This is a genomic window from Acidovorax sp. LjRoot66 (assembly GCF_964253305.1).
Lineage (GTDB): Bacteria > Pseudomonadota > Gammaproteobacteria > Burkholderiales > Burkholderiaceae_C > Acidovorax.
The window spans coordinates 61719-76152 of the sequence record NZ_CAXUQU020000002.1; the positions used below are offsets into that span (position 1 = coordinate 61719).

Below are 14434 nucleotides of genomic sequence, written 5' to 3' on the forward strand. Positions count from 1 at the left end.
CTTTCTTTTTCAGCGCAGACCCAGACCGCGCGCGATCATGCCGCGCAGGATCTCGCGCGTGCCGCCGCGCAGGGAATAGGTGGGCGCCATCTGGCTCACATAAGCCACGGCGCGGTACAACTCGGCATCGACCAGGGCGTCCGGGTCCATGGCGAGGGCGGCTTCGATCACAGAGGGAATGCTCTGCTCGAATTCGGTGCCAATGTCCTTGACCAGGGCCGCTTCGACCAACGGGCTGTCCCCGTTGACGAGCTTGGCCGTGACGGCGATCGACATGTTGCGCAGCGTGGCCAGGTGCGTGGCGAAACGCCCGATGGTGGCGGCATGGACCGAGACCGCCGGTGTCTTGCGCAGGCAGGTGATCCAGTGCTCCAGCAGCACGATGCTGGAGTACACCCGCTCCGGGCCGCTGCGCTCGAAGGCCAGTTCGGCATTGACTTGCGCCCAGCCGCTGCCTTCATGGCCGATCAGCGCGTCGTCGGTCAGCAGCACGTTGTCGAAGAACACTTCGGAAAAATGTGCATCACCCGCCAGGTCACGGATCGGGCGCACCGTCACGCCGGGCAATGCCAGATCGACAATGAACTGCGACAAGCCTTTTTGCCGGTCCTGCGGCTCGCCCGACGAGCGCACCAGCGCGATCATGTAGTGGCAGTGCTGCGCGTTGGTGGTCCATATCTTGCGGCCGTTCAGCCGCCAGCAGCTTGAACCGTCAATTTGGCAGCGCGTGGCCCGCGTGCCGACGCTGGCGAGGTCGGAGCCGGCATTGGGCTCACTCATGCCGATGCAGAAAAACGCCTCGGCGGCGCAGATTTTCGGCAGGTAGAACTGGCGTTGCGCCTCCGTGCCGAACTTGAGGATCAAGGGCCCGCTCTGGCGGTCGGCGATCCAGTGCGCGGAAACCGGGGCGCCGGCGGCCAGCAGTTCTTCCACCAGCACGAAGCGCGAGAAGGCGTCCAGGCTGGCGCCACCGTATTGCGCCGGCAAGGTCACGCCGACCCAGCCCCGTGCGGCCAGCTTCTTGCTGAAAGCGGCATTGAAACCCATCCATGAACGGGCCCGGATGTCGGCGGGCATTGGCTCAAAGCTGGATTGGAGAAAGGCCTTCACCTCGGCGCGAAATGAATTCGTCCCGGCGGGCAGGGCGGCGAACCGGAAAGCGGACAGCAGGTTGTTCAAGAAATTTTCCTCCGAGGGGTTCATTCACCGCCGAGTTGAGGCGCCGCCCCAGGCGATACATCAGATCGGGCTGCGCTCCACCAGCTGGGCGGAAATGATCAAGCGCTGCAATTCGTTGGTGCCTTCGCCAATGCACAGCAGAGGCGCGTCTCGGTAGTAGCGCTCGACGTTCATTTCCTTCGAGTAGCCATAAGCCCCGTGGATGCGCAAGGCCTCCATCGAGTTCTCGACCGCCGCCTCGCTGGCGAACAGCTTGGCCATGCCGGCTTCCATGTCGCAACGCTGGCCAGCGTCATAAGCCCGCGCGGCCTGTTCAACCAGCAGACGCGCCGCCTCCGCCCGAGTGGCCATGTCGGCCAGCTTGAGCTGGATCGCCTGGTGTTCGCAGATCGGCTTGCCGAAGGTGCGACGCAGTTGGGCATAGGCTACCGACTCCTCCAGGCAGGCGCGCGCCACACCCACGCCGCGCGCAGCCACATTGATGCGCCCAAGTTCCAGTCCGCCCATCACGTGCTTGAAACCCTGTCCTTCCACGCCACCGACCAAGTTGGCGGCCGACACGCGAAAGTTGTTGAACACCAGCTGGGCGCTGTCGATGCCTTTGTAGCCGAGCTTTTCGAGCTTGCGAGTGGACGTGAAGCCGGGGCCTTTTTCGCAGATGAACAGGCTCATGCCGCGATGGCGCGGTTGCGCTGCGGGGTCGGTCTTGACCAGCACGGCAAAGGCCTGGCCATGGACGCCGTTGGAGATCCAGGTCTTGGTGCCGTTGATGACGTAGTGGTCGCCGTCACGGCGCGCCACCGTGCGCACCGCCTGCAAGTCGGTGCCGCAGTCGGGCTCGGTCAGCGCCAGCCCGCCGCGCAGTTCGCCGCTGGCAAAGCGCGGCAGGAAACGCTGGCGCTGCGCCTCGGTGCCGTTGCGCTGCACGCAGGCGGCCATGATGAGGTGCGAGTTGATGATGCCCGAAACCGACATCCATACCCGCGCGATGCGCTCCACGACCTTGGCATAGCTGCTGGCCGACAGGCCGAGGCCGCCATATTCCTCGCGGATGATGCAGCCGAACAGGCCCATCTCGCGCATGCCGGCCACAATGTCGGCCGGCCATTCGTCGGCATGCTCGAGCCGCTGCGCCACCGGCTTGATCTCGCGGTCCACAAAGCGTTCGACGGCGTCGAGCACCAGAGTTTCTTTTTCGGCATCAAAGGCCACGGACTGGCTGGTCGTCATCAGAGGGTTCCGGAAGTGTTGGAATGGGTCAGGGTCTGCGCCAGGACGGCGGCATCTGGGGCGCGGTCGGCCGTCAGCAGCGCGTCGAGCAGGCGTAGCGCCTGCTCGCGCGGCAAGGTCAGTAGCGCATTGCCCATGAATTTGGCTTCGATGTCAGCGGCCGTGATGGGGCGCCCCGGCGCGCCGCGGTGCGCGGCCTCGCGGTGGCGCAGCTCGCGCCCATCGTGCGTGCGCACGCGCAGCTCGCCGGAAAAGAAGGTGGGGTAATCGGCATCGGGGTCGGCCGCGTGTTCGATGCGGTCAGCCAGCGCCTGCACCTGCGGGTCGCTCAGGTTGGCGGCATCCAGTTCGGCCAGCCCCAGCTCGCCGCGCAGCAGGGCCAGCGCGACCAGATGGTGAATGCTGAACTGCGATTCATAGACGTTGGCCGGTCGCCGCTTGGCCGCCACCGGCTCGCACACCACCGGGTGCACCCCTTGCGGCAGCAGCACCTGTACCGAAGCGATCTCGTCAGTGCGCAGACCGGCCGCGCGCAGCGCCAGCGCGGCATCGATGCTGGCGTGCGTGAAGTGGCAGGTTGGATACAACTTGACCGCCACATCCATCAGTTCCCAGCGCTCGCCCAGGCCGCGCGCGCACAAGGACAAATCGGCGTTCAGGCCGCGCGCGGCCAGGTGACTGGCGTACAGACCAAAGCGGCCTTCATAGGGCTGCGACGGGCCGCGGAATCCGGCACCGGCCAACGCCGTGGCGGTCAGCCCGCTGACACCGGCCCAGCCCGGGTGCATGCGCTTGGTCCAGGCGCCGTCGCTCAGAAATTCCATGCTGCCTGATGCCATCGACAGCACCACGCCTTGCGCGTGCTCAAGGCCCGCCTGATCCAGTCCCATCAGCTTGCCGGCCGCCAGTGCGCACCCAAAAGCCCCCACCAGGCCGGTCGGGTGAAAGCCCACGTCGTGGAAGCGCCCCTGGGCCGCTGCACCCAGACGTGCCGCCACCTCGATCGCCAGCACATAGGTCATGATCATCTCGGCCCCGCTGGCATGCCGCTGCGCCGCCAGACCCAGCGCCAGCGGAAAGGCGCTGGCGCTGGGGTGGGTGATCGCGCCGGGGTGGGTGTCGTCGAAATCCAGCCCGTGGACCAGGATGCCATTCATCAGCACCGCATCGCGCAGCGGCAGGGGGGCAAAGGCACCCATGACGGCGCTGTCACCCGCGCCGCCCAGGGCGTGCAAGCCGCGGTAAGCGCAGTGCGCGAAGTCGTGCTGGGACGAAGCCAAGGCGATGCCCAGTGCGTCGAGCATCAGCAGCTTGGCCTGTTCGACCACGGCTGCGGGCAGCATGTCTGGCGTCAGGCCGTGCGCGAAGGCGGCCAGTTGGGCGGCGATGCTGGGGGCAGGGAGGGTTGTCGTGTCGTCTGGCATGTGGAATAACCTTTCTTGTATTCTTCGTATCACTCAGAGTGTGCCAAGCGCAGCAAGAGACTGGGCGTATTGCTTCTGCTGGTCCTGACCGCGGTTGACGCTGCCCCCGACCGGCCGCAGCAAGCCGTCGCGCAGGCCGTAGACCAACCCGTGCACCTCGACTTGCTGCCCGCACTCCCAGGCGCGGCGCAGGGTGGTGGTGCGGCACACGTTGCTGACCTGCTCGATCACGTTCATCTCGCAAAGCCGCGCTGCGCGCTCGTCAACGCTGGAAATGCCGTCGAACCGATCAGCGTGTTTGCGCGCCACGTCCTCCAGATGGCGCAGCCAGTTCTCGGCCAGACCGGTGCGGCGCTGTTCTATCACCGCCTGCACGCCGCCGCAGCCGTAGTGGCCCACCACGAGAACATGCTCGACCTTCAACACCTCGACCGCATACTGCAGAACCGTCAGGCAGTTCAGATCGGAGTGCACCACCAGGTTGCCGACGTTGCGGTGCACGAACACCTCGCCAGGCCGCAGGCCCAGGATTTCGTTGGCCGGCACCCGGCTGTCGGAACAGCCGATCCACAGGTAGCGCGGCATCTGCTGGTGCGCCAGCCGCTCGAAGTACTGCGGATCTTCCGCAGCGCAGCGCGCCGACCAGGCACGGTTGTTCTCCAGCAGAGGGGCCAGGCTGGACATGGCATCTCCACGGAGCGACATCAACGCCCCTTCCACACCGGCTTGCGCTTCTCGGCGAAGGCACGCGGACCTTCCTGCGCGTCCTCGCTGGCGTAAGCGGCACGGTAGATGTTGTGGGCCAGCGCCATACCGGCCTCGCAGCCGGCGCTCATCGCCGTCATGATCGATTCCTTGCCCGCCATCACCGACAGCGGCGCGTTGTCGCGGATGCGTTCGGCCAATGCGGTGGCGCGAGCGCGCACGGCATCCGGCGTGTCTTCCAGGTAGTTGATGAAACCGAGCCCATGAAAGGTTTCGATCGGATACAGGTCGCCGGTCAGCACCATCTCCATCAGCAGCGGCTGCGGCAGCATCCACAGCAGGGGAATGGCCCACGGGCTACCGCGCCCGGCGATGCGGGTTTCGGTGATGCCGACCTGCGTGCCCTTGAGGCCGACGCGCAAATCCGAGTTCAGGCTCAGCATCATGCCGCCGGCAATCAGGTGCCCGGTCATGGCCGCGATGATGGGCTTGGCCACACGGCGCTGGCGGCCATGGAACGGGTCCTTCATCTTGGTCAGGATGTCCACGCCTTCTTCCTTCTTGACACGCGAAGCCTCACGCAGGTCGAGCCCGGCGCAGAAGGTGCCGCAGTCGGCAGAAGTCAGGATTGCCACGCGTACGTTTTTGTCGGCATCGACTTCACCCCACAGATCGTGCAGCCGGTTGGCGGCGGCCGGTGACAGCGCGTTACGCATCTCGGGGCGGTTGATCTTCACGGTGGCAATGCCATCGCGCACTTCGTACAAAACCGTTTCTGCTGCACTCATATCCTGATCTCCTGTTAAAAAATTGCTTGCTCTGCTCATACGAACGCTGATTCGTCAGCGCCTTCGTCGCATGATTCACTCCGTGACCGATTTCACGCGTTGTAGACCATGTCACCTGCTCTTCGTGCGGCTGCTGAACGCACAAGCTCTTGCGTCAACTGCTCCATCCAGCGGTCGATGGGAACAGAAGGAACAAACCTCTGGTGAATGAGCTGGAAGTAGCGGGTGTTGGCGACCCAGTCGACAAAATCGGCAAAAGGCAGTTGCTGCTGATCCAGCAATTTGAACTTCAGCAACACCTTGACTGCGTGGTGCGCATGTCGGTCAGGGCTCTTGACAAAGGCGTTGAGGCGCGCGCGCGCGTAGGCCAGCACCTCGGCGCGGTAGCGGAATACCGGGCCGTGGCCAGGAATGACCCAGCACGGGTCAAGCCGCTCGATCAGGTCGAAGGTGGCGGCCACTTCGTCGAATGCGGCGTCGCCCTCAAGCTCCGGAAACACCACGCCGAAGCCTTTTTCCCACAAGGCATCTGCCGAGATCAGGGTTTGGGACTGCGGCTCAAACAGAATGACTGAATGGGGATCGTGGCCCGGCGCCGCATGAATTTGCCACGCCGTGTCGGCCAGCTGAATTTCCGTGCCATGTAAAAGAAGACCATCGAACTTGAACCGGGGGCAGTGTTGCCCGGATGGCACATAGTTCAGGGCGACGGGGTCCCATGACGAGACAAGTGATGCATGGCCTGGCGGAATGAGGGTTTGAAGTTCAGGGTAATTGCCCTGGAGGACGGCATTGCCGCCGCAGTGGTCGCTGTGTAGATGCGTGTTGAGCAGCAAGTCCAGCGGACCCTGCTGCAAAGCGGCGCTGACCAGCCCGGTCGTTAGTTCCGCGTGCGTGCTGTAGCCACTGTCAACGAGTGCGCTGGACTGTGCTCCGATGAACAAAATATTGTTCGAGGACAGCCAGCCGCGCTCAAAAACCTGAATACCGTTCGGAAGTTGGATGCCGGTCATGGGCCGTCTCGGGCACGTCATTTTGAGCGGTGGATAACACCAGGTTTGCAAAGAGGGGCGCGCATGCTGGATTTGCTGCCGCTCATTCCGCGGCGCCCTCGGACTCAACCACGGCCACCACCAGGCCGCGCTCGACCATCTGCCCGGGCTGCACCGACAGCGAGCGCACCACGCCATCGTGATCGGCGTTGATGCGCATCTCCATCTTCATCGACTCCATCGTCGCCACCACGTCGCCGGCACGTACCCGCTCGCCAACCTCCACATGGGTCTTCAGGATCATTCCCATCATCGGCGTGCGCAACTGTCCGCTGGCCTGGCGGCCAGTGGCGACCTGGCTGAGGTAGGAGGTCACGCCGATGGCGTGGGCGGTGCCGCCGCTCTGCACAAACACGGCATCGTCGCTGCGCACGATGGTCAGTACCTCATGACAATTCCCTATGCGCAAACGCCAATCGCTCCCGGCGCTGGCGGTCAGCGCCAGGCGAACCCGTTCGGTGCCGATTTGCACCGTCACTTCGGACTCGGGCGAGACGGCGCCGAACCGGGCTTCGTGTGTTGTTCCTCCCGAGCGCAGCAACAGCGCCGGAACCGGCGTGAGCCGATCGTCGCCAGCGTGCATCTGCCAACCCGTCACGTCCAAGGCCGACCAGGCTCCGAATGGCTTGCTGCTGCGCCGCGCATCGAGCAACCACCAGGCCGCCGCTGCAGCCAGCCGCTCCAGCGGCGCGCTACCCGTGCCCTGACCCCCCTCTGCCAGCACCTCGTCAATCAGACGGGTGTGGAAGCTGGCGTCCCGCGTTGCAGGCAGGGCCAGCAGACGCTGCAGAAAAGCGCAATTGGTTTCGACGCCGTGCACCTGGGTTTCGCCCAGCGCCCCACTCAGACGGTCCAGCGCAGCCTCGCGCGTGGGCGCATGAACGATCAGCTTGGCCAGCATCGAGTCGTAGTAGGGCGTGACCACCATGCCGGCCCGCACCCCCGATTCAACCCGCACACCCGAAGTCGGGAACCGCACCGCGATCAGTTCACCGGTGGATGGCAGGAAATTTTGCGCTGCGTCTTCAGCGCAGACCCGCGCCTCAATCGCGTGGCCGCGCATCTGCACTTCGCTCTGACGCAAGGGTAATCCCTCGTTGGCAGCGATGCGCAGCATGACCTCCACAATGTCGATGCCAGTCACCTCTTCAGTCACCGGATGCTCAACTTGCAGCCGCGGGTTGACTTCGAGAAAATGGTGACTGTCGCCCTGCACGATGAACTCCACCGTGCCGACACCGCGATAGCGCAGTCGCTGCCCCAGGCGCACCGCGTCACCGAGCATCGCCTCGCGCAGCGCCGGGGCGAGATTCACCGCTGGAGCCTCTTCGATGACTTTCTGATGGCGCCGCTGCAACGTGCATTCGCGCTCGAACAGGTGAATCACTTCGCCGTGGCCGTCGCCGACAATCTGCACCTCGATGTGGCGCCCGCGCTCGACAAAGGCTTCGACGATCAACGCCGCGTCGCCAAAGGAACTTTTGGCTTCGCGCATGGCCGCCTCGATGGCCTCCATCAACCCGTCCAATTGCTGCACCACCCGCATGCCCTTGCCGCCGCCACCGGCGGCCGCTTTCAGAATCACCGGCAGTGGCAGGCCGCGTACGGTGGCCGCCACTTCAGCCGCGTCGCGGCTGGGCAGCTCGCTGCCGCCGAGCACGGCCACGCCAGCGGCGCGCGCCTCGCGCTTGGCCGACGCCTTGTCGCCCAGGCGCTCAATGACCTCGGGCGTCGGGCCGATAAAGACCAGGCCGGCCGCCTCGACCGTGCGCGCGAAGACCGCGTTTTCGGCCAGAAAGCCAAAACCAGGATGAATGGCCTGCGACCCGGTCCGCCGGGCCGCATCGATCACCGCATCAATGCGCAGGTAGCTCTCGGCTGGCGTTGCCCCACCGATTTCGATCGACTCGCCGATCAGGTCAACGTGCAGCGCATCGCGATCAGCACTCGAATGCACACCGGCCACTGCAATACCGAGGCGCCGGCAGGTGTGTGCAATGCGGCAGGCGATTTCGCCGCGGTTGGCGATCAGGATTTTTTTGAACATGTCAGAGTCCGCTCCAGCGCGGTGGGCGCTTTTCATTGAAGGCCTTCACGCCCTCCAGCCTGTCGGCCGAGGACACCAGCACGTTGTAGGCGGCGATGTCGAGCATGTAGCCGCTGTGGAAGTCAATCTCGCCGCCGCGCGAGGCGGCGAGTTTGGCGTAGTGGGTGGCCATCGGTGCGGCCAGCACGATGTCGCGCGCGTCGGCGACTGCGGCGGCCAGCGCCGTACCCGGCTCGGCAAGGTCGGTGACCATGCCCCATTCGGCGGCTTCTTCGGCCGAGAAGCGGCGCGCGGTGAACAGCAGCTTCTTGGCGCGCCGCGCACCGACGGCGCGCACGAGGTTCTGGATACCCCCGCCGCCGGGCATGATGCCGCGCCGCAGCTCGGGCAGCGAAAATACCGCAGCGCGCGAAGCGACGATGTAGTCACACATCAACGCCAGTTCGCAGCCGCCGCCATGTGCGTGGCCTTCGACGGCGGCGATCACCGGTTGCGGGAAATCCTTGACCGCCAGCAACACCTCTTCGGCGAGCTGGTGTTGGCGCCGCCATTGACCGTCGGTCATGCCGTCGCGCTGCTTGAGGTCGCCGCCGGCCGAGAAAGCTCGTTCACCGGCGCCGGTGATGATCAGCACACGCAGGCCGTCGTCGAAGGCCAGTTCGTGCAGGGCGTTGCGCAGGTCGACGAACATCTGCGTGTTCATCGCGTTCATCACCTCGGGGCGGTTGAGCACCAGGCAGCGGATGCCGTCCTCCGGTGCGGTGCCCGGCGCGGGGTGGATCAGCAGGGTTTCGTGGTGCATCTGGGCCATCAGTAAGAGCGGGGCATACCCAGCAGATGCTCGGCCACCTGCGCCAGCACCAGGTTGTTGGAGATCGGCGCGGTGCGGAACAGCCGGCTCTCTTTCCATTTGCGCTCGATGTCGTACTCGCAGGCCACGCCATAGCCGCCGAAGGTGGTCATGGCCGCCTCGGCTGCCTCCCAGGCGGCTTCGCTGGCCAGGTACTTGACCATGGTCGCCTCGCGCCCGCAGGGCAGGCCGGCGTCGAACAGCGTCGCGGCTTTGTTGCGCATCAGTTCGGCGGCCTCGATGTTCATGTGGGCGCGCGCGATCGGAAACTGCACGCCCTGGTTGGCGCCGATCGGGCGGTCGAAGACGACACGCTCGCTGCCGTAGCGCGCGGCCTTGCCGACGAACCAGTGGCCGTCGCCGATGGCCTCGCTGGCCACCAGCAGCCGCTCGGAATGCAGCGAATCCAGCAGGTAGTAAAAGCCCTTGCCTTCCTCGCCGATGCGGTCGTCGTCGCTCAGTTCATGGTTGTCGATGAAGACCTGGAAGGTGTGGTGATTGATCATCGTGCGGATCGGCGTGGCCTTGAGCGACGTGCCCGCCTTCTTGATGTCGATCAGGAACAGGCTCAGGCCATCGGTCTTCTTCTTCACCGCGTCGATCGGCGTGGTGCGCGCGATCAGCAGATACATGTGCGAGTGGCTGTAGCGCGAGGTCCAGATCTTCTGGCCGTTGACGACGTAGCCGCCCGGCACCTTGCGCGCGAAGGTCTTGATCGCCAGCGTGTTGGAGCCCGCGTCGGGCTCGGTCACGCCGAAGGCCTGCAGCCGCAGGCTGCCGTCAGCGATGCGCGGCAGCGTGCGGCGCTTCTGTGCCTCGGAGCCGTGGCGCATGATTGACGCCATCGTGTACATCTGCGCATGGCAGTGCACCGCGCTGCCGCCGTTCTGGTTGATCTCCTGCAGGATCAGGCAGGCGTCGAGCAGCGGCAACCCGGCGCCGCCGTATTCCTCGGGAATCAGCGCAGCCAGCCAGCCGGCCTTGGCCATCGCGTCGACGAAGGCTTCCGGATAGGCGCCGTCCTGCGCGCACTGGCGCCAGTATTCGGGGCCGAAGCCCTTGCACAACTCCTTGACGGCGGCGCGGATCTGGCCCTGGGTCTCGGTGTAGTCGAAGTTCATGGGGATGTCGGCCTTGTCATTCAATCGACGACGCGTTGCTGTCGCAGCGCCGCCAGTTCATTGGCATGCAGGCCCAGTGCCGTCAACACCTCGTCGGTGTTCCCGCCCAGCACTGGCGGCGGCGGGCCGCTGCGCCCGCGACGGCCCTGCGAACTGATGGGCAGGCCCATCGTCTGGTGTTGCGGTGCGCCCGGCAGCGGCAGCGCGCCCAGCATGCCGACCGCTTGCACCTGTTCGTGCGCCAGCATCTGGGCCACGTCGTGCATCTCGCTGCAGGGCGCACCGGCCGCGCGCAGCGCCGCCACGCAGTCGGCGGTGCTGCGCTGCCGGGTGCGCGCTTCCAGCGCGTCGTGCAGCGCCTCGCGGTGGCCGATGCGCGCCGACATGTCGATGAAGCGCGGGTCCTGCGCCAGCTCTGGGCAAGCCAGCGCGCTGCAGATGCGGCCGAACAGCCGGTCGTTGGCCGCGGCGATGAAGACCTTGCCGTCGGCACTGTCGAAGAGCTCGTAGGGCGCCATCATCGCCATGGCCGAACCCATCTTGCGCGGTAGGCGCTGGGTGGCCAGGTAGTTCGCCACCGGCACCGTCATCCACGACAGCCCGGTCTCGAGCAGGCTGGCGTGCACGCGCATGCCTTCGCCCGTTGTGGCGCGGCGCAGCAGCGCGGCCAGGATGGCCATCGCGGCCCACATGCCGGTGCCCATGTCGATGAGCGACACGCCGACGCGCGCCGGCTCGTCACCTTCGTGGCCGCTGACGCTCATGATGCCGGTGAAGGCCTGCATCAGCGGGTCGTAGCCGGGCAGCGCGCGCATCGGGCCGACCTCGCCGAAGGCGCTGATCGCGCAGTACACGAGGCGCGGATTGGTCGGTCGCAGGTGTTCGTCGCCGAGGCCGCGCGCTTCGGCGCTGCCGGGCTTGAGCGAATGCACCAGCACGTCGGCACCGGCCGCCAGGCGCGCAACCAGCTGCTGGCCGGCCGCGCTGTCGAGGTCGATGCAGACGCTCTTCTTGTTGCGGTTCAGCGCCACGAAGCCGGTCGAGACGCCGGCCACTTCGGGCGGTTTCCACTGGCGCGCATCGTCGCCGCTGCCGGGGCGTTCGATCTTGATAACCTCGGCGCCGAGGTCGCCGAGGGTCTGGGTGCAAAACGGGCCGGCCACGTTTTGGGTCAGGTCGAGCACGCGGCAGCCGGAGAGAATGGCGTCGAGCATGTTCAATTCGGTGGGCCAAAGGATTACATGCGGAACACGCCGAAGTGCGTGTCGCGCGCCGGCACGCGGCCCGCCAGCTCCAGCAGCAAAGCCATGGTGTCGCGTGTTTCCAGCGGGTCAATCACCATGTCGCACCACAGGTTGGAGGCGTAGTTGTAGGGACTGGAAAAGCTCTCGAACTGCTCGCGTATCGGTTGCTTGAATTGCTCGCGTTCTTCGTCGCTCCAGCTAGTGCCCTCGCGCCGGTGGATGTTCTCGCGCACCAGGCCCAGGGTGGTGGCGGCCTGCTCTGGGCCCATCAGCGCGGCGCGGCCGGTAGGCCACATCATCATCACGTTGGGCTTGAACGGGCGCCCGCACATCGCCAAGTAGGCCGCCGCGTACGAGCCTCCGGTGATCAGCGTGTAGCGCGGCACGTTGGCCGAGGCCATGGCCGTCATGAACTTGGCGCCGTGCTTGGCAATGCCCTGCTGCTCCACGGCTTTGCCGACCATGAAGCCCGACACATCGGCCATGAACAGCAGCGGAATGTCGCGCTGGCAGCACAACTCAATGAAGTGCGCGCCCTTGAGCGCGCTCTCGGAGAAGATCACGCCGTTGTTGGCCAGAATGCCGATCTGAAAGCCCTTGATGCGAGCAAAGCCGCAGATCATGGTGTCGCCGTACAGGGGTTTGAACTCCTGCAGGTCACTGTCGTCGATCAACCGCAGCAGCACTTCGCGGTTGTCGGTCGGATGCCGGTTGTCGGCGCTGACAATGCCGTAGATCTCGCGCGGGTCATGGCGCGGCGGCAGCGGCGGCACCACGTCCCAGCGCTGCTTGGCTGCGGTACCGAGGTTGGCCACGATGCCGCGCACGATGGCGATGGCATGGCCATCGTTCTCGGCCAGGTGGTCAGTGACGCCGCTGATGCGGCTGTGCATCTCGCCGCCGCCCAGGGTTTCAATGTCAACCTCTTCCTTGGTGGCGGCGTACACCAGCTCGGGCCCGGCGAGGAACATCGCACCCTGGTTGCGCACGATCACCGCCTCGTCGCACAGCGCCGGGAGATAGGCGCCGCCGGCGGTAGACGGCCCGTGCACGGTCGCGATCTGGGTGATGCCCTCGGCCGACATGCGGATCTGGTTGTAGAAAATGGAGCCGAACTGGCCGTCGTCGGGGAAAATATGCGCCTGCTCCGGCAGGTTGGCGCCGCCCGACTGGACCATGGTGATGCACGGCAGCCGGTGCTGCCAGGCGAACATCTGGGCCCGCACATGCTTTTTAGCGGTGATGCCGTAGTAGGTGCCGCCCTTGACCGTGGCATCGTGGATCATCAGCATGCAGGCGCGCCCGCACACCAGCCCCACGCCGGTGATGATGCTGCCGCCCGGCGGCACGCCCTCGTACAGGCCGTCGCCGGCAAGCTGCCCGAACTCGAGGAAGGGCGAGCCGGGGTCGAGTACGGCAGCCAGGCGCTCGCGCGGCAGCAATTGCTTGCGCTTCTTGTGCAGCAGGCGCGCCTTTTCGGGGCCGCCGATCAGGGCACGTGCGCGGCGTTCATGCAAGTCGTCAATGCGCAGCTCATAGGCTTCGCGGTTGCGCTGAAATTCGGGCGAGTTCGGCGTGGCGGTGGATGTCATCAAGCTCATTTAGGCAGCCCTTCCAGTGACTCGGTATGGGTCGGTCATCAGGCAATCAGGCCACCGCACGCAGCGTCGCAAAGCGCTGCAGGTGGTGGTCGGTGCTGCCCAACAGGTTGCAAAAGAGCGTCAGGCGGCGAAAGTAATGGCCGATGTCCAGCTCCTCGGTCATGCCCACGCCGCCGTGCAACTGCACCGCTTGCTGTGCCACGAAGCGGGCGCGCTCACCAATGGCGGCCTTGGCGGCCGAGACGGCGCGCGAACGGGTGGCCGCGTCGGGGTGCTCGGCATGCAGGGCCGCCATCAGCACCAGGGAGCGGCTGGCCTCGACCGCGGCGAACATGTCGACCAGCCGGTGCTGGATGACCTGGAAGCTGGCAATCGGCACGTCAAATTGTTTGCGCGTGCTGACGTATTCGCCAGTTTTGCGCAACAGCGCGCCCATGGCACCCAGGGCGTCGGCGCAGGCGGCAACAATGCCAAGATCAACCAGGTGCTCAAGCAGCCCCAGGCCCTCGCCTTCCGTGCCCAGCAGTGCGTCGGCCCCGAGCACGACCTGTTCCAGTATCAGATCACCGGCGCGACTGCCGTCGTAGGACCGGTAGCCCGCCACCTGCACGCCCGGCGTTTTGGCATCGACCAGAAACAGGCTGATGCCCTGGCGCTCGTCCGCTGCGCCCGAGGTTCTGGCGACGACCACGAAGCCATCGGCCCAAGGGGCGCCCAGCACGCCGCTCTTGCGACCCGACAGCAGCCAGCCACCGTCCTTGGCCGTGGCACGCGTGATCACATAGCTGAGTTCATGACGGGCATCGGCCTCGCCGTGCGCCAATGCGAGTATCCGCTGGCCGGACGCGAGCCCGGGCAGCCAAGCCGCCTGCTGCGCAGCACTGCCCGCGCGCGTCAGCGCCTGCGCGCCCAGCACCGTGCTGGCCAGGTAGGGCTCGACCACCAGCGCAGCCCCCATCGCCTCGGCGATCTGGATCAACTCGACCACGCCGCCAAAGCCGCCATGCGCCTCGGGCAGCCCGAGCCCAAGCCAGCCGAATTCGCCGAATCGTTGCCAGTGCTCCCGGCTCATGCCGGACGCTGACGCAACGATCTGGTTGCGGGCATCGAAACGGTATTCGGTGCGCAGAAATTTCTGTGCCGCGTCGCGCAGCATCTTTTGTTCTTCGGAGAGATCAAAGTTCATGACGATC

General features: G+C 65.8%; 12 protein-coding genes. All 12 read right to left on the reverse strand.

The genetic code is table 11. From position 1 onward, the window contains the following. Positions 1-9 precede the first annotated feature (9 nt). The 12 genes from ACSQ3Y_RS32575 to ACSQ3Y_RS32630 all read right to left on the reverse strand — a co-directional run bounded on the left by ACSQ3Y_RS32575 (position 10) and on the right by ACSQ3Y_RS32630 (position 14427). A complete protein-coding gene (locus ACSQ3Y_RS32575; RefSeq protein WP_436180241.1) occupies positions 10-1179 on the reverse strand; it encodes an acyl-CoA dehydrogenase family protein in 1170 nt (389 codons plus the stop codon). Between the two features lie 60 nt (positions 1180-1239). Continuing rightward, complete coding sequence (locus ACSQ3Y_RS32580) at positions 1240-2409, reverse strand: acyl-CoA dehydrogenase family protein (RefSeq protein WP_436180242.1); 1170 nt, start codon at positions 2407-2409, stop codon at positions 1240-1242. Beyond that, positions 2409-3833, reverse strand: a complete 1425-nt coding sequence (locus ACSQ3Y_RS32585; protein ID WP_177134689.1) for an MmgE/PrpD family protein — start codon at positions 3831-3833, stop codon at positions 2409-2411. The genes ACSQ3Y_RS32580 and ACSQ3Y_RS32585 overlap by 1 nt, the downstream gene beginning before the upstream one ends. A 33-nt stretch (positions 3834-3866) precedes the next feature. After that, positions 3867-4517 carry a carbonate dehydratase gene (gene can, locus ACSQ3Y_RS32590; RefSeq protein WP_034694598.1) on the reverse strand — a complete coding sequence of 217 codons (651 nt, stop codon included), beginning with the start codon at positions 4515-4517 and terminating at the stop codon, positions 3867-3869. Between the two features lie 20 nt (positions 4518-4537). Continuing rightward, positions 4538-5365 carry an enoyl-CoA hydratase/isomerase family protein gene (locus ACSQ3Y_RS32595; RefSeq protein WP_436180243.1) on the reverse strand — a complete coding sequence of 276 codons (828 nt, stop codon included), beginning with the start codon at positions 5363-5365 and terminating at the stop codon, positions 4538-4540. A 53-nt stretch (positions 5366-5418) separates the two neighbouring features. After that, complete coding sequence (locus ACSQ3Y_RS32600; RefSeq protein WP_436180244.1) at positions 5419-6339, reverse strand: MBL fold metallo-hydrolase; 921 nt, start codon at positions 6337-6339, stop codon at positions 5419-5421. 82 nt (positions 6340-6421) lie between these two features. Next, positions 6422-8425, reverse strand: coding sequence for an acetyl/propionyl/methylcrotonyl-CoA carboxylase subunit alpha (locus tag ACSQ3Y_RS32605; protein ID WP_436180245.1), 2004 nt, complete (start codon positions 8423-8425; stop codon positions 6422-6424). 1 nt (position 8426) lies between these two features. Beyond that, positions 8427-9227 (reverse strand): enoyl-CoA hydratase/isomerase family protein, encoded by an 801-nt coding sequence (locus ACSQ3Y_RS32610; protein ID WP_247655961.1) that lies wholly within the window; start codon positions 9225-9227, stop codon positions 8427-8429. An 8-nt stretch (positions 9228-9235) separates the two neighbouring features. Further along, on the reverse strand, positions 9236-10396 hold the full coding sequence (locus ACSQ3Y_RS32615; protein WP_436180246.1) for an acyl-CoA dehydrogenase family protein: 1161 nt from the start codon (positions 10394-10396) through the stop codon (positions 9236-9238). A 20-nt stretch (positions 10397-10416) separates the two neighbouring features. After that, the gene (locus ACSQ3Y_RS32620; protein ID WP_436180247.1) at positions 10417-11610 is read right to left on the reverse strand and encodes a CaiB/BaiF CoA transferase family protein; all 1194 of its coding nucleotides are present in this window, start codon (positions 11608-11610) and stop codon (positions 10417-10419) included. A gap of 23 nt (positions 11611-11633) precedes the next feature. After that, entirely contained in the window at positions 11634-13241 is a 1608-nt protein-coding gene (locus ACSQ3Y_RS32625; protein WP_069047310.1) for an acyl-CoA carboxylase subunit beta, read from the reverse strand. Positions 13242-13287: 46 nt separating this feature from the next. Beyond that, the gene (locus ACSQ3Y_RS32630) at positions 13288-14427 is read right to left on the reverse strand and encodes an acyl-CoA dehydrogenase family protein (protein ID WP_127806068.1); all 1140 of its coding nucleotides are present in this window, start codon (positions 14425-14427) and stop codon (positions 13288-13290) included. Positions 14428-14434 lie beyond the last annotated feature (7 nt).